This is a genomic window from Pseudomonas agronomica, assembly GCF_025917275.1.
Lineage (GTDB): Bacteria > Pseudomonadota > Gammaproteobacteria > Pseudomonadales > Pseudomonadaceae > Aquipseudomonas > Aquipseudomonas agronomica.
The window spans coordinates 1-19,636 of record NZ_JAOSHO010000025.1 but is presented as its reverse complement, the minus strand read 5'-3'; the positions used below and the strand labels follow the sequence as shown (position 1 = coordinate 19,636).

At 57.9% G+C, this 19,636-nt stretch carries 24 protein-coding genes; 14 read left to right on the top strand and 10 right to left on the bottom strand.

All coding sequences use genetic code 11. The features are described from left to right. The first annotated feature begins 8 nt into the window (after window positions 1–8). The 6 genes from OC610_RS04245 (at window position 9) to OC610_RS04225 (ending at window position 1,987) form a co-directional block, all read left to right on the top strand. A complete protein-coding gene (locus OC610_RS04245; protein ID WP_332880458.1) occupies window positions 9–506 on the top strand; it encodes a hypothetical protein in 498 nt (165 codons plus the stop codon). Continuing rightward, window positions 484–645, top strand: a complete 162-nt coding sequence (locus OC610_RS29590; RefSeq protein ID WP_332880459.1) for a colicin E3/pyocin S6 family cytotoxin — start codon at window positions 484–486, stop codon at window positions 643–645. Before OC610_RS04245 ends, OC610_RS29590 begins: the two co-directional genes overlap by 23 nt. After that, on the top strand, window positions 642–887 hold the full coding sequence (locus tag OC610_RS04240; protein WP_264426661.1) for a hypothetical protein: 246 nt from the start codon (window positions 642–644) through the stop codon (window positions 885–887). The genes OC610_RS29590 and OC610_RS04240 overlap by 4 nt, the downstream gene beginning before the upstream one ends. A gap of 98 nt (window positions 888–985) precedes the next feature. Further along, window positions 986–1,405, top strand: a complete 420-nt coding sequence (locus OC610_RS29665; protein ID WP_408636535.1) for a colicin E3-like toxin immunity protein — start codon at window positions 986–988, stop codon at window positions 1,403–1,405. After that, window positions 1,299–1,709, top strand: coding sequence for a pyocin S6 family toxin immunity protein (locus OC610_RS29585; RefSeq protein WP_332880457.1), 411 nt, complete (start codon window positions 1,299–1,301; stop codon window positions 1,707–1,709). The genes OC610_RS29665 and OC610_RS29585 overlap by 107 nt, the downstream gene beginning before the upstream one ends. Window positions 1,710–1,732: 23 nt before the next feature. Beyond that, window positions 1,733–1,987: a cloacin immunity family protein gene (locus OC610_RS04225; protein WP_264426660.1), complete on the top strand. Its 255-nt coding sequence runs from the start codon at window positions 1,733–1,735 to the stop codon at window positions 1,985–1,987. Between the two features lie 126 nt (window positions 1,988–2,113). On the opposite strand, the gene OC610_RS04220 is transcribed toward OC610_RS04225, so the two are convergent. Beyond that, window positions 2,114–4,291 (bottom strand): TonB-dependent siderophore receptor, encoded by a 2,178-nt coding sequence (locus OC610_RS04220; protein ID WP_264426659.1) that lies wholly within the window; start codon window positions 4,289–4,291, stop codon window positions 2,114–2,116. Window positions 4,292–4,476: 185 nt separating this feature from the next. On the opposite strand from OC610_RS04220, the gene gcvA reads away from it, so the two are divergent. The 3 genes from gcvA to OC610_RS04205 all read left to right on the top strand — a co-directional run bounded on the left by gcvA (window position 4,477) and on the right by OC610_RS04205 (window position 7,059). After that, window positions 4,477–5,382, top strand: a complete 906-nt coding sequence (gene gcvA, locus OC610_RS04215) for a transcriptional regulator GcvA (protein ID WP_264426658.1) — start codon at window positions 4,477–4,479, stop codon at window positions 5,380–5,382. A gap of 77 nt (window positions 5,383–5,459) precedes the next feature. Next, window positions 5,460–6,287, top strand: a complete 828-nt coding sequence (locus OC610_RS04210) for a DMT family transporter (protein ID WP_264426657.1) — start codon at window positions 5,460–5,462, stop codon at window positions 6,285–6,287. A 10-nt stretch (window positions 6,288–6,297) separates the two neighbouring features. Continuing rightward, on the top strand, window positions 6,298–7,059 hold the full coding sequence (locus OC610_RS04205; RefSeq protein WP_264426656.1) for an SDR family oxidoreductase: 762 nt from the start codon (window positions 6,298–6,300) through the stop codon (window positions 7,057–7,059). Window positions 7,060–7,170: 111 nt separating this feature from the next. Here OC610_RS04205 and OC610_RS04200 read toward each other — a convergent pair whose 3' ends face one another. From OC610_RS04200 to OC610_RS04190, 3 genes are all read right to left on the bottom strand, one after another. Continuing rightward, entirely contained in the window at window positions 7,171–8,343 is a 1,173-nt protein-coding gene (locus OC610_RS04200; RefSeq protein WP_181290345.1) for a zinc-dependent alcohol dehydrogenase, read from the bottom strand. Between the two features lie 324 nt (window positions 8,344–8,667). Continuing rightward, on the bottom strand, window positions 8,668–9,114 hold the full coding sequence (locus OC610_RS04195; RefSeq protein WP_264426655.1) for a GNAT family N-acetyltransferase: 447 nt from the start codon (window positions 9,112–9,114) through the stop codon (window positions 8,668–8,670). Window positions 9,115–9,236: 122 nt separating this feature from the next. Then, window positions 9,237–10,142, bottom strand: a complete 906-nt coding sequence (locus OC610_RS04190; RefSeq protein WP_264426654.1) for a LysR family transcriptional regulator — start codon at window positions 10,140–10,142, stop codon at window positions 9,237–9,239. Window positions 10,143–10,229: 87 nt separating this feature from the next. Between OC610_RS04190 and OC610_RS04185 the strand changes: the two genes are divergently transcribed. From OC610_RS04185 to OC610_RS04170, 4 genes are all read left to right on the top strand, one after another. Then, a complete protein-coding gene (locus OC610_RS04185) occupies window positions 10,230–11,360 on the top strand; it encodes an alanine racemase (RefSeq protein ID WP_264426653.1) in 1,131 nt (376 codons plus the stop codon). A 44-nt stretch (window positions 11,361–11,404) separates the two neighbouring features. Then, window positions 11,405–11,776, top strand: a complete 372-nt coding sequence (locus tag OC610_RS04180) for a RidA family protein (protein ID WP_264426652.1) — start codon at window positions 11,405–11,407, stop codon at window positions 11,774–11,776. A gap of 24 nt (window positions 11,777–11,800) precedes the next feature. Next, window positions 11,801–12,463 (top strand): HAD family hydrolase, encoded by a 663-nt coding sequence (locus OC610_RS04175; protein WP_264426651.1) that lies wholly within the window; start codon window positions 11,801–11,803, stop codon window positions 12,461–12,463. A gap of 226 nt (window positions 12,464–12,689) precedes the next feature. Continuing rightward, window positions 12,690–14,003: a dicarboxylate/amino acid:cation symporter gene (locus OC610_RS04170; protein WP_264426650.1), complete on the top strand. Its 1,314-nt coding sequence runs from the start codon at window positions 12,690–12,692 to the stop codon at window positions 14,001–14,003. Between the two features lie 23 nt (window positions 14,004–14,026). Here OC610_RS04170 and OC610_RS04165 read toward each other — a convergent pair whose 3' ends face one another. Continuing rightward, on the bottom strand, window positions 14,027–14,512 hold the full coding sequence (locus tag OC610_RS04165) for an addiction module antidote protein (protein WP_264426649.1): 486 nt from the start codon (window positions 14,510–14,512) through the stop codon (window positions 14,027–14,029). A gap of 1 nt (window position 14,513) precedes the next feature. Further along, window positions 14,514–14,828 carry a type II toxin-antitoxin system RelE/ParE family toxin gene (locus OC610_RS04160; RefSeq protein WP_264426674.1) on the bottom strand — a complete coding sequence of 105 codons (315 nt, stop codon included), beginning with the start codon at window positions 14,826–14,828 and terminating at the stop codon, window positions 14,514–14,516. A gap of 652 nt (window positions 14,829–15,480) precedes the next feature. On the opposite strand from OC610_RS04160, the gene OC610_RS04155 reads away from it, so the two are divergent. Further along, on the top strand, window positions 15,481–16,452 hold the full coding sequence (locus OC610_RS04155) for an alpha/beta fold hydrolase (RefSeq protein ID WP_264426648.1): 972 nt from the start codon (window positions 15,481–15,483) through the stop codon (window positions 16,450–16,452). A gap of 84 nt (window positions 16,453–16,536) precedes the next feature. On the opposite strand, the gene OC610_RS04150 is transcribed toward OC610_RS04155, so the two are convergent. From OC610_RS04150 to OC610_RS04135, 4 genes are all read right to left on the bottom strand, one after another. Further along, window positions 16,537–17,277: an HvfC family RiPP maturation protein gene (locus OC610_RS04150; protein ID WP_264426647.1), complete on the bottom strand. Its 741-nt coding sequence runs from the start codon at window positions 17,275–17,277 to the stop codon at window positions 16,537–16,539. After that, a complete protein-coding gene (locus OC610_RS04145; protein WP_264426646.1) occupies window positions 17,270–18,121 on the bottom strand; it encodes an HvfB family MNIO-type RiPP peptide maturase in 852 nt (283 codons plus the stop codon). The genes OC610_RS04150 and OC610_RS04145 overlap by 8 nt, the downstream gene beginning before the upstream one ends. Before the next feature lie 66 nt (window positions 18,122–18,187). Next, on the bottom strand, window positions 18,188–18,652 hold the full coding sequence (locus tag OC610_RS04140; protein WP_264426645.1) for an HvfA family oxazolone/thioamide-modified RiPP metallophore: 465 nt from the start codon (window positions 18,650–18,652) through the stop codon (window positions 18,188–18,190). Between the two features lie 231 nt (window positions 18,653–18,883). Then, complete coding sequence (locus OC610_RS04135; RefSeq protein ID WP_264426644.1) at window positions 18,884–19,492, bottom strand: DUF1349 domain-containing protein; 609 nt, start codon at window positions 19,490–19,492, stop codon at window positions 18,884–18,886. Window positions 19,493–19,636 lie beyond the last annotated feature (144 nt).

The following is a 19,636-nucleotide window of genomic DNA, read 5'->3' as shown; positions in this document are numbered from 1 at the left end:
GGCAAGCTGTGCCTTGCCCTGGACGCTCAGAAGACCTGCCCAAGGTTCGGAATCCACGCTCCGGCGAAGGGCACAACATCTCCTATCGGGACATGACGTCCAGCGAGCTGGCGGACTACGAAACCCTCCAGCGCGGCCATGAAGCCATGCTCGCCCGACAGGCTGCCTATGAAAACGAACGTTGGGCCACGGTGGAGAAAAAGCCTCTCGTCATCACCGGCTCCGTGTTTGCCAAGAGCTGCAAACTGCCCAACGGAATCATCGATTACAGCAACCCCAACGGCTTCGTACCGCCGGACCTGGTCAAGCAGTACGGCGATCTGACGTGGCTCGGCGGCCGAAGCGCCGACGCTTCGGGAAGCGTTCCCCTCAAGCAAATCGGCTCAAGCGCAATACCCGTCGCCTTGGGCCGGCTCGCACTGGGAGGTTCCGCTGTGCCGGCGGCTGGCGCCGCTACTGGCACGGTCGGCGCGGCGTTGAGGACTGCGTCCACGCTGGAAGGATAAAAACAATATTTATGAATGGGATTTTCAACATGGCGCAGTAGAAAAATACGACAAGCGAGGGAAACACCTGGGTGAGTTCAACCACATTACAGGTGTCCAGACGAAACCAGCCAACCCAACGAGGTGGATTGAACCATGAACCACAAAATAATGGGCGTCATTGACGGGGATGACTTCGCTTCTTACGAAACAGCGCTCGTCATTAATGACCGAGAATTGGCAACAATAATGAACTGGACTGGACAGGAGGAGCAACTATACGACTATGAACTGACTGCTTCTCAAATTAAGGAGTTGGAAGCCGCTTGCTCGATAATACTGCCAAGAAACCTAGTACTTTATCTCACCACCAGCGGGAACCAGCCTGGGGGTAAATCATAAAAATCGGAGGAGTGAGAAAGTTTGCAACCCGATCATCGGCAAGCAAACCAAATCCGCTTGGCCTGCAATGAAGGAAAAAAACTAAGCCCGCCGTTGAAATTCTTGACAGCCCTAAAGGTAGGAATATTTATAAGTGGAGCTCTAGGTATAGAGGGGTGGAGTTGTATCGTGCAAGCGATGGAAGCTTAGGTTCATTCAGCCGTGAGACAGGTTTTCAAGTAGGACCGATTCAAAAAATCGTAACCTTAAAAAGTGAAGGTTCGATGGGTTTGAAAATTAGATTGGATTGGTATGACAAGAGAACCGAGTTGGGTGAGGGAAAGGAATATTCGAGGGATATGGGGGACGATATATCAGCAATTATCGCGCTGGGATTGGGAAGCGAGCCAAGAATATACGACGGAGGTTTTGATGTGCTCGAAGAATGGATCCCGCTTCTTCAACCCCTCTTCAATCACTCAATCGCTCCTGAGCAGTTTGATTACCAGATCTCATTTCGTTACCGAGCAGCGTGGTAGCAGCGGGGCAGCTCGTCCTTTCGAAGGGTATTTTTTCTGGCAGTGGGGTGCGGTGTCTTACTTCTCAATAACGGGTTTTTATCCCGACGACAGAAATGACGATTCATTGCAATTTGAAATGGACATAAAAAATGCTGAGCACAATGAAGTGCTCGCCCAAGTAACCGAAGGGAAATCCTTCTGCGAGATCGGCCCTGGAGAGCTAGAATTAACAAATGAGCAGCTAAGAGAGATAGGAAGGGTGCTAGGGGTGGAGTTCCCCGTGGGATTGGAATACTACATCGGAACTTGTATCGATGCCTGAGAAAAGCACCAAAAAGGAATCGTATGGGTCTCAAATTGCGACTCGAGTGGTATAGCAAACAAACAGAGTCTTTCGAGGGAGAGGAGTATTCAGAGGATTTGGGTGACGACGGCGCTGTTGTCGAGGCTTTAGGTCTTCCATTCGAGAATAATATTAATAACGGGGGCTTTAATGTCGTCTTGGAATGGGTGGCGATCTTGCAACCCCATTTTCAACACTCAATTGATTGGGGTGGCTATGACTATCAGATAGCCTTCGACTATCGAGACAGTTGGTGATCCCCGCGTAAGGTTTTTCAAAGGTATTTTCAAGCAATAGCGCTTAGATCATGCCTGCCTGCTGCAAAAGGCGCAGTCCTGAAACAGATCCGAACTGTTTCAGGACCAGAAAGAATCCGCCCTTAACTAGAAACTGTACTTGGCCGTCAACATCATATTCCGCGGATTGCCATACGCATCCCCCCCATAACTCGCAGAGTTGGCGATAGTCGAGTAGTAGCGGCGGTCAAAGATGTTGTTGGCATTGACCTGCAGGTCCAGGTTCTGGTTGACCCTGTACCCGGCCATCAGGTCCGTGACGGCATAGCTGCCCTGTTCGAGGCGATATTGACTGCCGTCGGCCAGGGCAATGTCGTTGTACATCCGGCTCTGCCAGGAGACGTTGCCGCCAACGCGCAGTTTTTCCAGCGAGCCTTGGAAGCGATAGTTGGTGGTCAGCTTGAAAAGATGTTCCGGCGTGTCAGTGTCGAACTGCTTGTTTACGTTCTGTGGATTGGCGGCGTCCTTGATGGTGTGTGTTCGGGCGTAGGTGTAGCCACCGCCTACTTGCCAGTTTTCGGTCAACGCGCCTTGCACTTCGAAGTCGATCCCCTGGCTGCGAATCTCGCCTGAGGCCTCGTTGCAGGTTGCCTGCGGACAGTCGGGCACGACCACCGCCACGGCGCGATTTTCCTGGTCGACGCGGAACAGGGCCAGGCTCGCATTCAGCGTGCCATCAAAGTATTCGCCCTTGATTCCGACTTCATAGTTTTTACCTACGATCGGCTTGACCGGGGACCCGGACCTATCCTTTGCGCTCTGCGGCGTGAAGATGTCGCTGTAGCTGACGTAGACCGAATGATGGTCGTCCAGGTCGTAGATCAATCCGGCGTAACGGGTGACGTTTCGAGTGACCTTGTAGTCGCCCTCGCCATCACGATTGTCGTAGTCGTACCAGTCCAGGCGTCCGCCGAGGATCAACTTCAGCGGGTCGGCCAGGCTCAGGCGTGTGGTGAGGTAGACGCCGTCCTGGGTGGTCACCTCGCGCTGGTTGTTCGTATGGACGAAGTTCGGTTTCCCGGCGTTGATCGGCCAGTTGGTGTCGTAAGGGTCGTAGCTGTGGGTGGTGTCGTCGTAGATGCGCTTGCTCGCGCCCACAACCAGTTCATGGGTGCGTCCGAATACCTCGAAAGGGCCGCTGGCAAAGGCGTCAACGCCGGCCTGGTTTTCGTCATGAGCGGCCTGGTAAACCGTGCGGGCCAGCGTGTTGTTGACCCAGCGCGATTGGTAAGAACCGGAAAACAACGCATCCTGCTCGGAATAGTTGGCGTTGACCTGAAGGTTCCAGTCATTGGCCAGGCGATGACGGACTTCGGCGAATACCGTGTTGATCTCCTGATCCTTGTTCTCCCAATCCGTGCCCGGATTGTAAGAGCGCGGCAGGTCCAGGTGATGACCGTCCTGGCCGATCATCGACGAACCCCAGAAGTAATTGGTCTTGTCCTTCTGATGGGAGAAACCCAGGGTCAAGGTGGTGTCTTCGCTCAGGTCTGCTTCGGTGACCGCATAGAACAGGCCGTGATTTTCCTCGACATCATCGATGAAACTGTTGGCGTCGCGGTAAGAGGTCACGACCCGGCCACGCAGGGTGCCACTGTCGTTGAGCGGGCTGGACGCATCCACCTCTCCACCGTAATCGTCCCAGCTGCCGGCGGTACCGGTCAGGGTGAGTTTCTGTTCGGCCAGTGGGCGCTTGCGGACCATGTTGATCGCGGCTGACGGGTTGCCTGCGCCGGTCACCAGGCCTGTGGCACCGCGCACGATCTCGACCCGATCAAACATCGCCAGGTTGGGCTGGGCGCCGACCGAAACACCGTTGTAGCCGGTCGGGATGCCGTCATACATCAGGTTATCGATTTCGAACCCGCGCGCCTTGTAGGTCTGCCGGCCGGGCCCGCTGGAAAAATCCAGGAACAATCCGGGCGTCGCCTTGACCACGTCGTTGATGCTGGTCATCGCCTGGTCGTCCATGCGCTGACGCGTGATGACCGTAACGGCTTGCGGGGTCTCACGCATGGTTAGCGGGAGCTTGGTTGCCGTCGACATCGAACCGGTTGTGTAGGATTCGGTGCCTTCCGTAGTGCTCCATAGTTGGTTGCTCGTGACTTCGGTCGCGCCCAGCTCCAGCGTGGCCGGTGGGGTGTTCTGGGCGGCGGCGCTGTTGTCATCGGCGTAGGCGGGAGCCAGGGAGGCCATGCAGATCGCCATGGCCAGTAGATCGCGGGTAGGGGTGAAATAACGCGGGGTGGTGGTGCAAGTCGACATGAGTCGGTCCTGAGATGCTAATGATTGTGAGAACGATTAGCGTTTAAGTGTCTCAGGATTTTTCTGAACGATAAAGCCTACGTTGGCTGAGCTTGCCGATGTAGAGCGGTGCACGCTGCGAATCCTCTATCATGAGCAGACGTTCATGCTTCGTGTTTCTCACACAACTGCCCGGAACCGTATCCATGAGAGATCTGCCGCCCACCGCCACATTGCGAGCCTTTGAAGTCGCCACCCGGCACCCGACGTTCACGGCGGCTGCCGATGAGTTGCACGTCACCCAAAGCGCGGTCAGTCACCAGCTCAAACATCTCGAGGCGCTTTGGGGGTTGCAGTTGTTCGAGCGTGGCAAGTCATTGAGCCTGACGGCGGCGGGGGCTGCGCTGGCGCCCATCGTGCGGGAGTTCATCATGAGCCTGGAGGCGACCTTGAGCGATTTGCGCGAGCAGAAAGGCCGGGTCCGACTCAGCGTCAGCACCACGTATTCCTTCGCGCTGAAGTGGCTGCTGCCACGCTTGCCAATGCTCTCTCGCCAGCATCCCGAGCTGCTGGTCTCGCTGGACACCACGGACAAGGTCATCCACTTCTCCAGCGGCCAGGCCGATGTCGCGATCCGGCTCGGCAAAGGCATTTACCCCGGTCTTTATTCGGAATTCCTGTTTGGCGAGCAGGTGTTTCCGGTGGCCAGTCCCGATCTGCTGCAGCGTTTCGGCACGCCGCACGGCCCTGCCGATTTGTTGCATTTCCCGCTGCTGACCCGGGATGGCGCCGAGCTGGTGCCGAAATGGGAGGCCTGGTTTCAACAGGTCGGACTGGCGTTCTTGCCACTCAAGGAAAGCGTGCGGTTTGGCGACACCAACATGACGGTCGAAGCCGCGCTGCTCGGCCAAGGCGTCGCGTTGGTGCGCAGCGGGCACGTTGAAAACGAAATCAGCGATGGCCGTCTGGTGCGGTTGTTCGATGTGCCGTTCCCATCGCCGCTTGCTTACTATTTCGTGTGCCCCAAGGGCATCGAATCGCAGCCGCACATCGTCAGCTTTCGCCAATGGCTGACCAGCGAAGCGCTGAAAGTCCAACAAATCTATGGGTGAAACCATGAAGGTCTGCTCATGCTGCAATGAGAAGACTTCGCTGTAGTCCCGGCGATGGGCTGCCTAGAATGGCGACCATGCCTACCCATATCGTCTTCCTGGTTCTTTTCGCCGCGCTCCTGCATGCCAGTTGGAACGCATTGCTGCGTGGCGGTGCCGATCGGCTATGGTCGATGACGGTGATGTGCATTGCCATCGCCGTCACCTGTGTCGTCGCCGCAGCGTTCATGGTGCCGCCAGCCGTTGAGAGTTGGGGCTATGCGCTGCTTTCGGCGTTGCTGCATGTCGGCTATAACCTGTTCTTGGTGCGCAGCTACCGGGTCGGTGACCTGGGGCAGATCTATCCGATTTCCCGAGGGTCGTCTCCGGCGCTGATCACCCTGGGAGCCGCCATTTTTGCCGGCGAGACCATCACTCCCGGTGAGATGCTGGGGATTGCGCTGGTGTCAGGCGGGATCATCTCGCTGGCGTTCAGGGGCCGCAGCCTGTCGGTCCCCAGCTTGCCCTACGCGCTGGGAACTGGCTGTTTCATTGCAGCCTACAGTGTCGTCGACGGCATCGGCGCGCGGCTCTCCGGCGCTCCGCTTTCCTACACGGTGTGGATGTGTGCCTTGTGGGGCGTGCTGATGCCGGCGGTGTACATCGGCCTGCGCGACGCCCGCAGCTTGTTTTCGCTGCGCCCCGGAACATTGTCCGCGCTGGTCGGCGGACTGGTCTCGCTGCTGGCCTATGGAATCGTCATTTACGCCATGAGCGAAGCGCCACTGGGCGCGGTATCGGCACTGCGGGAAACCAGCGTGCTGTTCGCATTGCTGATTGGCTACGCATTCCTTGGCGAGACACTCACCGCCCGCCGGATCCTGGCGTGCGCAGTGATCGCCAGCGGCACCTTCATCATTGGCTAGGAGGTATTTCATGGATAACGTCTCGTCGGCACCGCTGATCCTGATAACCGGTGGAAGTCGCGGGGTGGGCGCCGCCACCGCCCGGCTCGCCGCCGCAAAAGGTTACGACGTCGCGATCAGCTACGTCGCCAATGAGCCTGCGGCGCTGGCCGTGGTGGCGGATGTGCAGGCGCAGGGGCGTGGGGCACTGGCCGTGCGGGCCGACAGCGCGGACCCCGGGCAGGTCGATGAATTGTTCAAGGCCATCGACCGGGCGTTCGGGCGGATCGACGTGCTGGTCAACAATGCCGGGGTGCTGTCTACCCAGTCACGCCTGGAGGACCTCGGCTTCGAACGCATGCAGCGCATCTTCGCGGTCAACTCCATCGGTCCGATCCTCTGCGCCCAGCAAGCGGTGAAGCGCATGGCCTACCGGCACAACGGCCCGGGCGGCGTGGTGATCAACATCTCTTCGGCCTCGGCGCGCCTTGGCAGTCCCCACGAATACGTCGACTACGCCGCGTCAAAAGGCGCCCTGGAGACGTTCACCATCGGGTTCGCCAAAGAGGTGGCTCGGGAAGGCATCCGCGTCAACTGCATTCGCCCCGGGCACATCTACACCGACATGCACGCCAGCGGCGGCGAGCCGGGGCGGGTCGATCGGGTCAAGGACTCGATTCCCATGGGCCGGGGCGGCCAGCCGGAGGAGGTGGCGCGGGCGATTCTGTGGCTGGCGAGCGCGGAGGCGTCGTTCGTGACCGGGACCTTCCTGGATGTTACCGGGGGAAAGTGAGCCGTCGCCGTTCGCTGGGAATCGAAACCTCGCTGGTCGCTTGAAACGGCTTGCCGGCCGCCCCGAGTTCACGGGCGAACCCGCGATCCGGGGAGCGGCATGACCCAGGGATCAGGGCTTGAGCACCACTTTCACGCAGCCGTCTTTCTTGTCCCGGAAGGTGTTGTACATGTCCGGTCCGTCTTCAAGGCTCACGGTATGGGTGATGACGAAGCTCGGGTCGATCTGTCCTTCCTGGATGCGCCGGAGCAGGTCGTCGGTCCAGCGATTGACGTGGGTCTGCCCCATCTTGAAAGTCAGGCCCTTGTTCATGGCGGCGCCGAACGGGATCTTGTCGATCAAGCCGCCATACACCCCGGGAATGGACAGCGTCCCGGCGGGGCGGCAGACGTACATCATTTCCCGCAGCACGTGGGGGCGGTCGGATTCCAGCATCACCGCTTGCTTGACCCGATCGTAGATGGAGTCGAACGAACGGGTCGCATGGGACTCCATGCCCACCGCATCGATGCACTTCTCCGGCCCCTTGCCAGCCGTCAACTCGGCCAGGCGGTCCAGCACGCTTTCTTCATCGAAGTTGATCGTGATGGCGCCGCCGGCCTTCGCCATCGCCAGGCGCTCGGGCACGTTGTCGATGCACACCACTTGCCTGGCCCCGAGGATCACCGCGCTGCGCACGGTGAACTGGCCGACCGGGCCGGCGCCCCAGATGGCCACGGTGTCGGTGGGCTGGATATCGCATTGCACGGCCGCCTGCCAGCCGGTGGGGAAGATGTCCCCGAGAAACAACACTTGCTCATCGGTAAGCCCCTCGGGAATCACCACCGGTGTGAAGTCCGCATAAGGCACGCGCACGTATTCGGCTTGCCCGCCGGGGTAGCCACCAGTGAGATGGGTATAACCAAACAAACCCGCCGTGGTGTGACCGAAGGCCTTGTCGGCCAGGTCCTTGTTGCGGTTGCTGCGCTCGCAAACAGAAAAGTTACCCCGCCGGCATTGATCGCATTCACCACAACAAATCGTAAACGGGACCACGACGCGATCGCCGATCTTCAGCTTCTTGTTGGCCGAGCCCACTTCCACCACTTCCCCCATGAACTCATGGCCCATGATGTCGCCATGCTTCATGCCGGGCATGAAGCCGTCATAGAGGTGCAGGTCCGAGCCGCAAATGGCGCACGAAGTGACCTTGATAATCGCGTCTCGCGGATCTTCTATCGTGGGGTCGGGGAGATGGTCATCACAGCGGATGTCTTTCTTTCCATGCCAGCGTAGCGCTTTCACTTGGGTATACCTCCTAGGTGGGGACGGTACGGTCGCTACGATCAGGCTCGTTGCGGACCTCCTGACATTTTCGGTTGGAGGAGGGGGCGAGTAGTTCAAAGTGATGGTAGGGAAGAGCGGGGGGAGGCGATGGACGGTTGGGGGCGCTGGCTGGTTATTTCACTCTGGATGGATACGTGGGGGCATCGACGTTTGAGCGCATCAGGTCGGTGCGTTTATCTGACAGAGCTGATCGAATCCACGTCTTCGGGCGCCAGTCTCATGACCTTCGGGTCAGTTCTAGCTGTTTCGTGACAGGCCGCAATCGGGCCGAAAGCTGCCTGTTCAGGCGTTGACCAGCTCCATGATATGAGTGGCATGGACATCTTCTATTCGCATGAAGCCGCAGTACAGGTAAAACGCGTCGCCTCCAGAAGTATCGGTGGAAAGACGAACCTTGTGAAAATGAAGGGAGGCCTGTGCAACCAGCGCTTTTACCAGCGCCTGACCGACGCGTTGATTCCTTGCTGTAGGTGTCACGTACACACGCCGTAGCCTTGCGGTATCGGACTTACAATAGGGGGCAACTGATAGTCCTCCGATGCCTATCAGTTGCTGGTTCGAATACGCTGCCATGAGACATTCACCGGGCGCATTGAAGCGATTTGTTCCAGAGTGCCACTCCGAAATCAGGCGTGTAAGAAACCTGAAACCTTCTGCAACTGCCTCTTTCTCCAAGGTGAGAACTTCCTCCGGCAGGTGCGTAATTTGGTGAATCTTGATTGGTTTCATTCATCGTCCCTATGCATCGGGTACTTGCTCTTAGCGATGCAAGTGGCAGCTATCGACCCAAGCGGCCGGTCAGCATTGGTTAAACAAGATTCTTCAAAGGGCCGTTTTCGATTAGAACAAATCTATTGCCGCCAGAGCGGTTGCGGCCGGAATTGATCCTGGAGGAAGCGCAAAAACTTGACCGTTCTCGCGGGCAGCCCTTCGCGTTGATGCGTCAGCGCAACAATATTGGCTTCTGGCAGTTTCCAACCAGGCAGTAGTCGTACCAACGTTCCCTCCGCCAGAGCGTCGGCAACATCCCATTCAGAACGCAGAATGATGCCGTTCCCTTCGCAAGCCCATTGCCGAATAACACTTCCATCGTTACAGCTCAACGCCGGGCGGATTCGCACATTGTGTGTTTTACCCGCACGGGTGAAATGCCAGAGCGTGACGTCTTCGTTGTTCTCTCGCAATGCAATGCACGGCAGGGTAGCCAACTGGTCGGGGTGTTCCGGCAGACCGTGCTGTTCAATGAAGTCGGGTGAGGCACATACGTAGCGACGGTTGGGTGCAATGGAATGGCCCACCAGGTTGGAGGTGCGCAGTTCCCCAATATGGATAACGACGTCAAACCGGTCAGTCGCTTCGACCATAGGCTGTTCGGACAGGCTCAATTGAATCTCTACGTCTGGATGCAGGCGCTGGAAAGCTGCCACCACGGGTGCCACATGTAATCGCCCAAACCCGAACGGTGCGTTGATTTTCAACTTGCCGACGAAGCCGCTGCGCCGCTCTTGCAAATCAGCCAACAGGGAATCGAACTGCTCGACCAGCTCAGCCCCACGCAGGCATAGGAACTCGCTTTCATCGGTAAAGCGCAGTTGCCGGGCTGACCGATCCAGCAATCGAATCGACAGTTTTTTCTCCATTTGCTGAAGTCGTTGGGTCACCGCCGAAGGCGTCAGGCCCAGCTTGCGTGACGCAGCCAACAAACTCTCGCTTTCCCGGATGACCAAGAGAAAACGGATATCAAACGTCTCGTTCATTAAGAATCACTGAATATTAGAATTAGTATTATTAAATTTTAATCTGAAACTGGAGGCTTAGAATAGCGCCATTCCAGGAGACCACACATGTCAGCATTCACCCATATCGAAACCCCCGCCTTATTGCTGGACCGCGATCGACTCGATGCCAACATCCAACGGATGCGCAATAAGCTGGCCGCATTCAACGTGATATTGCGGCCACATGTGAAGACCAACAAATCGTTGGAGGTCACCGAGCGATTGTTCGCAGGCGGGCGCGGCCCTATCACTGTTTCAACGTTGCGGGAGGCAGATTTCTTTTTCGAGGCCGGGTTTACCGACATCTTGTACGGCGTTGGCATTGCGCCTAACAAGTTCGCTCATGCCGCTGCATTGATCGGCAAAGGCGCTCAGCTCAAGGTGGTACTCGACAATCTGGACACCGCCAGGTTACTGGCCGAGTTCGCCGAAACGTCGGGTCATGTCTTTGATGTTCTGTTGGAAATCGATTGCGACGGTCACCGTTCCGGTCTCGACCCGCAATCACCGCTGTTGGTGGACATTGCGCAGTTGCTGACCGCCAAAGGCGTCAGGGTCAGCGGCCTGATGACACACGCCGGCAAGTCCTACGACAGCCAGTCGATTGCGGAAATTGAAGCCAGCGCCCGGCAGGAACGCGCGGCGATTATCGAGGCCAGCCAACTGCTGACGAGTGCAGGTTTCCACCTGTCGATCATCAGCGTCGGCTCGACACCCACGGCACTGTTTACTGAGAACTTATCAGGGGTGACGGAAGTACGTGCGGGTGTGTTCGCCTTCTTCGATCTGGTCATGGCGGGCTTGGGCGTTTGTCAGGTGCAAGATATTGCCGTCTCGGTTCTGACCACTGTCATTGGTCATCAAATCGAAAAAGGCTGGATCATCACGGACGCGGGATGGATGGCACTTTCTCGTGATCGTGGTACCGCTAAACAAGCGGTCGATCAGGGTTACGGCATCGTGTGTGACGCCGCCGGCCAGCCCATTGGCGACCTGATTGTCAGCGCCACCAATCAGGAGCACGGAATCATTTCATCGCGGGCCGGCAAGCTTGAACCCTCAAACTTGCTGCCCTTGGGCACGCTGCTGCGGATCCTGCCGAATCACGCCTGTGCCACCTCGGCGCAGCACGCGGGTTATCACGTACTCAGCGAGGGGCGCGGTGTGGGTTACTGGCCACGCATCGCGGGCTGGTAATTCATTCAGCAGAACACACAACGTTGGTCAATCAGGAGGGGCAAATGAAGTTGATCACAGCAGAGAAACTGCCCGCACCCGGTGGGCATTACTCACACGGTGTCATGACAGGAAAACTTCTATTTATTTCCGGCCAGTTGCCGTTTCCACCTGATGCACAAGAATTCCCCGATGGAATAGAAGCCCAGGCTATTCAGGCAATGGCAAATGTCGAAGCGGTGCTTCAGGCAGCGGGTGCTTCGCTTAGTCACTTGGTCAGCGTGCAAATATACATCGTTGATGTGGCTGACTGGCCGACCGTGAATCTCGCCTATTCAACACTCATGGGGCCGCACCGCCCCACAAGAGTGATCATTCCGTGTGGGCCACTCCATCACGGAGCCTTGGTGGAAATATCAGCAGTGGCTGAAATTTAAATACTTTCAAGAAGGGCACTCGTCATGAATTCGATTGAAAACAATCTTCAGCAAACTCCTGTGAAACTCGTCCTGTTCGATTTGCTCACCGCTCTGCTGGACTCATGGACGCTATGGAACTCCGTGGCAGGCTCCGATGAAATGGGGCGCACCTGGCGTATGGCTTATTTGAAGGCAACCTACGGCTGCGGTGCTTACCGGCCTTATGAAACATTGGTCGAGGAGGCTGCGATCAGTGTGGGACTGGGCAAGGAAGCCGCGCAAAATCTGGAGGCGCGCTGGATGCAGTTGCAACCTTGGCCTGAGGCCAAACGCGTGCTCACCGAGTTGGCGCCGCACTACAAACTCGGAGTGGTGACCAACTGTTCGGAGCGGTTGGGGCGTATCGCAGCGGATCTTCTCGGCGTGCCATTTGACGTCATTGTCACTTCTGAACAGGCCGGCTTCTACAAGCCCGATGCGCAACCCTACAGGCTTGCCCTGCAAATAGCGGGCGTTGAGCCCGCTCACGCCATATTCGTAGCGGGCTCAGCTTACGATCTGTTTGGCACGCAGAAAGTCGGCTTGCCAACTTTCTGGCATAACAGGATAGGGCTCGATGCGCCCGCAGGTGCGCCTGATCCATTAATCATGCGTCCGACACTCGATAGCCTGGTTGAGGATATTAAAAACCTGAGCGGTAAATAAACGGGGTGTTGCTTATTACCGTCATTCTTTAAATCAGTCCCGGTAGAGGCGGTGCCTACAATGGCGCCTCTGCTGGACAGCACTCTAAACATGCCGCGAACTAGCGGCCCGTAGCTTCAAATATTCCTGTCTCTCACTTCAAAACAAATTCTTCCATCAAAGGAAGGTGTATGTAACGGGTGCTGTGGTCCGAGGACCTCGCACGCCTCCCAAACGAGGTTCCGCCATGTCTGCTGAAACCCAAATCCGCAAACCGTTCTACAAGATTCTGTATCTTCAGGTCCTGTTCGCGATCACCATCGGCATCCTGATTGGCCACTTCTATCCGGAAACCGGTACCACGTTAAAACCGCTCGGCGATGGTTTTATCAAGCTGATCAAAATGGTCATTGCCCCCATCATTTTTTGTACGGTGGTCACCGGGATCGCCGGCATGCAAAACATGAAGGCGGTCGGAAAAACCGGTGGTTATGCGCTTCTCTACTTCGAGATTGTTTCGACAATTGCCTTGTTGATCGGGCTGGCTGTGGTCAACGTCGTGCAGCCGGGCGCTGGTATGCATATCGATCCGTCCACGCTCGATGCGTCGGGGATTGCTGCGTATGCTGCCGCTGGAAAAGAACAGAGCACCATCCAATTCCTCCTGCACATTATCCCCAACACGATTGTTGGCGCGTTTGCCGAGGGTGAGATCCTGCAGGTGCTGCTCTTCTCTGTATTGTTTGGCTATGCGCTGCATCGTATCGGTGATTATGGCCGTCGGGTGTTCGAGTTCATCGAGAGTATCTCCCAGGTGCTGTTCAGCATCATGGGCGTGGTGATGAAAGTCGCACCCATCGGTGCGCTGGGTGCGATGGCCTTCACTATCGGTAAGTACGGTGTGGGTTCTCTAGTCCAGTTGGGCTATCTGATGCTGTGTTTTTACTTCACCTGCGTGGTCTTCGTACTGGGAATACTGGGCACGATTGCGCGCCTGCACGGGTTCAGCATCTTCAAGTTCATCAAGTACATCCGCGAGGAGCTTCTGATCGTCCTGGGTACTTCGTCGTCCGAGACCGCGTTGCCACTCATGATCGTCAAGATGCAGAAGCTCGGTGCGCATAAGTCCGTCGTGGGCCTGGTCATCCCGACCGGTTACTCCTTCAACCTCGATGGCACTTCCATCTACCTCACCATGGCGGCGATATTCCTTGCCCAAGCCACCGATACGCCCATGGACATTACGCACCAGATTACGTTGTTGCTGGTCTTGCTGATCACATCGAAGGGCGCGGCGGGTGTAACGGGCAGCGGCTTCATCGTCCTGGCGGCCACGCTGTCGTCAGTAGGGCATGTGCCGGTTGCGGCGCTGGCCTTGATTCTGGGAATAGACCGTTTCATGTCCGAAGCGCGGGCGCTGACCAATCTGATCGGTAATGGCGTGGCGACAATCGTGGTCGCCAGGTGGTGTGGGCAGTTGGACAAAAAGATGCTTCAAAAGAGACTGGAAGAGGGCCCTGCAGTGGCGGCTATCGCTTCGCCGGCAACGCGAGTTTCCTGAGGAACCTCGGGTGGTTCTAGCGGCTAACCAGTTGTACATGCTTGGGAGCCAGCTGATTTTCTCGCGGATGGTTTAGCCGCTGCCACACCTGGTTTTTTGCCAGATTTTGTAGGAGGTTTCGCCGCAATCTTTGGCGTGCCTGCTTGTGGAATTGCGGCCTTGGAAGCCGCCTCTGGTGTGGTGATTGGCCGTACAGTGAGTTCTACGCCGATCGCCATCATCAGCTTCCTGATAGTTTCATATCGCGTTTTTGCGCCGGATTTCAGTACTTTATAAAGGCTCTCACGATTTACCCCAGCGTCCTTGGCAACCTTATTGATACCTTTGGCTTTTGCCACTTCGGCTAAAGCATGAATAAGACTCTCCGTATCATCGGCCTTCATGCTTTCTGCTAAATAAGCTGCTATAGCTTCTGGGTTGTCGAGAAAACGCGAAGCCTCATAACGAGTCGTACCGGTAGTATTGAGGCTAAGGATCGGCATATCCTCAGGATTAAATTTATTGCTCATTTCATCTACCTCTCAGGGTATCAAGGATCTGTTTGGCTCTCTTAATACCTCTTTTTTGATCTGTTTTATCGCTTCCGCTGAGCATCAAATACTCGGTGACACCTGAGCGCACAAAATAAATTCTGTACCCCGGTCCAATAAAAACACGCATTTCGCTGACCCCGTCACCAACCGGCTCGCTATCGCCAAAATTGCCGTTTCCGGCGCGATCCAGACGGGCCAGGATAGCCGCTTTCCCTTGAGCATCGTTTAGATCGTCAAGCCAATCCTCAAAATCTGGCGTCTGCTGGATGTCAAATATTCTCTCGCCGATCATAATCCCACTTGTAGCCAAATGGCTACTTCTATTCGGTGTGTGGCTGGGCGCATTTCGAGGGGGCTCGTTGGTCATGGAGCTTCTGTTTGCCAATCTGGCTAGCAGAACGTCAAGCGGTGCCTGACTATCAATCAACAGCGAAGCCGGTGAGCAGTCGATGCCGGTGATGGGGATGTATCTTTCCATGGGATTGCTCCGATCAGATTAATGGACTGATCCGATACTTAGGTCGCCAAACCTGACCGCCCTTCAAGGCGACGCAACGACTATAGTTTTCAGCCCGAACCCCGAACAGGTATCCGATTCCGAGAATTGCGTAGGAATCGTCATCGCTCACCCCAACGCCCCCCACACAATCCCCTGCGCCTTGAACCACTCCAGCGCCGCCACGCCCACTGGCATGATCTCTTGTAACGTCACCCCTGCCACCTCAGCCCACGCGACCAGATGCTCCCGCCCGCTGCGGCGATGAAGTCTTTCAGCTTCTCCAGAACGTAGATCGAGACCGCATCAGCAGAGATATCGAGAGGACCTAGGGGCCAAGCAACCAGACCTTGGTATGTTTTTTAACTACCCAGGTGCAATTAGCATTCGGTCCGGCTTTACCGATCATGGTGCATGGTCTTTCCCATTGTTCATGTCTGAAGTCTCTATGCGCCTTTCGCTACTGGGTGCTGCATTGGTTGCGGTGATGGCCACCAGCCCTTTGATGGCTGGCACGGCGGACCCTTCGCAGCCTGCCGTTTCAGTCGAACAACTGGCCGAGACCAGTCGCCGCATCATCGACGGTAAGACCGATATCAACGGTGTGTGTTATCACTATTTGCTGGCCAAAGGCGGGTCCCAGACGGTGGTGCTGCTGCACGGTTGGGGATCGACGTCCTACATGTGGCGGTACGTGATGCCGCAACTGGTCGCGCGCGGCTACACGGTTCTGGCGCCAGACCTGCGGGGTCTTGGCGATACCGCCAAGCCCGCCGGCGGTTATGACAAAGCCACGATTGCCCAGGACATTCACGGGCTGGTTGCGCATCTGGGCCTGGGGCCGAGAATCAATCTGGTCGGGCATGACATGGGGGGCATGGTGGCGTACGCCTATGCCGCACAACACCCCGAACAACTCAGCACCCTGACGATCATGGACGTACCGCTGCCGGGTATCGAACCCTGGAACGAAGTCACCCAGTCACCCCGTGCCTGGCATTTTCACTTCCATAGCGTCCAGGACTTGCCTGAAGCGCTGATCAGCGGCCGTGAGCTGGAATATTTCAAGTGGTTCCACAATGCCGAGGCCATCAACTCCCGGGCGTTCGATAACCAGACCGACGAGATCTACGGTCGTGCCTATGCCATGCCCGGTGCCCTGCGGGCCGGCTTCGAGTACTACCGTGCATTCCCCCAGGATATTCAGGCCAACCAGGCATTTGCCCGGCACAAGCTGCCCATGCCGGTACTGGGCATCGGGGGAGAGGGCGGCATGGGGGCGATCATCGGCGATCACTTGCGGCACGTCGCTGTGAATGTGCGTGCGGTCAACATAGAAGGTGCGGGGCACTGGGTGGCGGAAGAGCAACCCGCTGCAGTCACCGATGCATTGCTGGCGTTTTTGCCGGCCGCGCATTGACGCCTTGCTTGGGCAGGATTATCCGCCGCCGAGCCTGTCGGGCAAGACGGCTGTTTCAACAGTGCCAGAACGACGGACTACCGGTCACCCCCAACGAACCCCCAACACAATCCCCTGCGCCTTGAACCCCTCAAGCGCCGCCATCCCCATTGGCATGATTTCCCGCACCGTCACCCCAGCCATCTCAGCCAACGCAACCAGATGCTCCCGCCCACTGCGCCGATGCTCCATCAGCGATACCAACAACCCATAAGCCAGCGGCGCAAGGCGCGAAAATGTCACTTGCCCGGCGCGGCGCTGTAGCAGGACCAAGGTCGGAGCCGAAGGTTTTTCACCCGGCTGATAATCCGGCCCAATGTCGCAGACCGGCCATTCATAGGCATGTGCTTGCACAAGGTTCGACACCACGGGCTCGCCCTCGATCAGATCGCCGAAGGGGTTGTGCGACGGTTCCACCGCGTCGCTCAGTAGCAGGGCGCTTTCGCTCCATTCATGTTGGGCGAGTTCGGGCAGCCAGGGCGGGAGGTCGTCCAGGTCGGTGTGTTGTTCCAGGTAGGTGACGAACTCTCCGGCCAGTTTTGTGAACAGCGGCGTCTGGCAGCGGTAGTTGGCGTAGAAGTCGTGGACCAGCCATCGCCAGTCGGCGGGCGGCAGGGTTTGCTGGATGACCGGGAAGCTGGCGGCCAGCAGTGCTTCGATACTGCCGATGAACAGTTGGCGGTAGACGGCCAGGCGGCGGGCTTCGAGCCCGGGGGGTGGCGGTTGGTGGGGATTGCGTACGTAGCTGGCCATGCAGTTGAGTTGTTCCAGCAGTTGATCAGGCATGGCGGGCCTCCGGGATTACCGGGCAGGCGAGTTGCTGGAGCTGTTTGATTTGCTCGACTTCGGCGAGCAGTTCCGACAAGGGCGGGAAGTTGAAGTCGCGCTCCAGCAGCGTCGGTACGGGTCCGAATCGTTGGTAGGTCTGGTGCAGCAGCGTCCACACGTCTGGCTTGACGGCGGCGCCATGTGTGTCGATTTTCAGGTCGTCGGCCTCGTCGTAATGGCCGGCAACGTGCAGGTAGGTGACGCGTTGCGCGGGGAGGGCTGCCAGGAACTTCTCGGCGTCGTAACGGTGATTGATGGCATTGACGTAGAGGTTGTTGACGTCCAGCAGCAGGTCGCAGTCGGCTTCCACGAGCACCGCGTTGATAAAGTCGATTTCGCTCATGGCCTGGAAGGGCGCGGCGTAGTAGGAGATGTTTTCCACGGCGATGCGTTGGCCCAGCTCGTTCTGGGCCTGGCGTATGCGGGCGGCGACGTGGTGGACGGCTTCTTCGGTGAAGGGGATCGGCAAGAGGTCGTAGAGGTGACCGCTGTCGGAGCAGTAGCTCAGGTGTTCGCTGTAGATCGCCACGGCGTAGCGATCGAGTAATCGACGTGTGCCCCGCAGCAGGTCGAGGTCGAGGGATTGGGGGCCGCCGAGGGACAGCGACAACCCATGGCAGGTGATGGGGTGCCGTGCGGCCAGTCGGTCCAGTTGTTCGGCGTAGATACCGCCGACGCCGATCCAGTTGTCCGGGGCGCACTCGAGGAAATCCACGGCGCCCGGGGCCATCTCCAGCAGGTCGCCAAGCAGGGCGCGGCGCAGGCCGAGCCCGGCGCCGCTGGGGGAAGTGAAGGTACTCATCGCGGTTCTCCAGGGATGACCAAACCCTCCCGGCGTGAATGTCCGGGAGGGTCGGAGCGAAGGCGGTTATTCCTTGGCTTGGCTCATGCGGGTGAACAGCTCGGTTGGCACTTTCTTGCCGTTGGCCGTGTACTGGCCGGTGCGGTATTTGTAGGTTTCCGCCTCGGACAGGTAGCCGTCGTGGTTGCTGTCCATCTTTTCGAATTCGGCTTGCTGGGTTGGTGCGACGCTGAGGAATTCCTTCAGCGAGACGCGATCGTCATCGTCGGTGTCGGTACGGGCAAAAGAAGCGTCGCCACATTTGCCTTCGCCGCACTTGCCTTCGGCAGCAGTGACTTTCTTGCCCGATTCGGCGGCACCGCATTTACCTTCACCGCATTTGCCTTCAGAGGTCTTTTCCGCCGAAGCCAATTGATACCCCTGGGGCAGTGCTTCCACGGCGAAAGCGGACTGGGCCAGGCTCAAGCCGCCGGACAAAGCCAGGGCGGCGAGGGCGAGGCGAGCGGAGTTCGAGTTTTTTGTACGGGTCATGAGTTTTCTCCAGATAAGAGCTGTGTGGCCCCTGGCAAACGTTGCGCGGGGCGTATGCCGTGGAGGCGTCACCTTGCTTGCCCGGTGCTCGGCACATCGGGTCGAAGCAAGGCGGGACTGCCTGTTCGGACGGGGCCATTTGGCGCTTGCCGTGTATCTGGGATGTGTCATGCCGCGGTGTGTTTGTATTGCTGTGTGTCGCGGATACAGAGCCCTGCAGAAGGGCGGCGCTCAGGTCAGATCATGCAAGTCCTTGCCCAGCGCGGGGCCAAGTGTCCAGTCGGAAAACGCCACCTTCAATCCGCCTCGCTTGGGGCTACAGGCCATCGGGCCCACTTGGTAATGAGGTGCGACGGGAAAGGGACACAACCGCACCAGCGGCCATCGACGCCCATCGCTGGACACCTGCAAGCGCAGCACGCCTTCGGCCACGGTGGCGCGCATCCAGAAGTCGCCGGGGTCTGCGGTGTAGGGACTGGTCGCCCAGTCGGATTGTCCATCGGTGAGCACGCTGCCGAGCATGGCCTGGCCGTCGCTCAGTTCGATGCCGGCCTTGACCCACTGGCGCTCATTGACGCGGATCATGAGGCCGGCCTGGTCGTACAGGGCTTCGAAGGCGCCGCGGATGCGCAATTGGCAGGTGAAGCTGGACGGGGTTTCAACGCCGAGGAAGTGGCCGCTGTCGTGGGTGAAGCCGTAGTGGGTTTCGCGCCAGAAATCGGTGGCATCGTCGGTTTCAAGATCCAGGGTTTGCGTGGTGGGCGCGCTGTGGAGCTTGGGTTCGTTCAGCCAGGCGCCGTGTGACAGGCCGCATGGGTTTGTGTTGTGCTCATCGTGCATCGTCAGGTCACCTGGTTTCGGGCGTACTGAGTCGACCAATGAAGCGAGAGGTGGTTCAGAAGAGCGAGGGCTGCTGCGCAACCCAGCGGGACAAGCTCTCGTCGGGTCTTGCTGGTCCTGTAGGATCTGTCGAGCGAAGCGAGG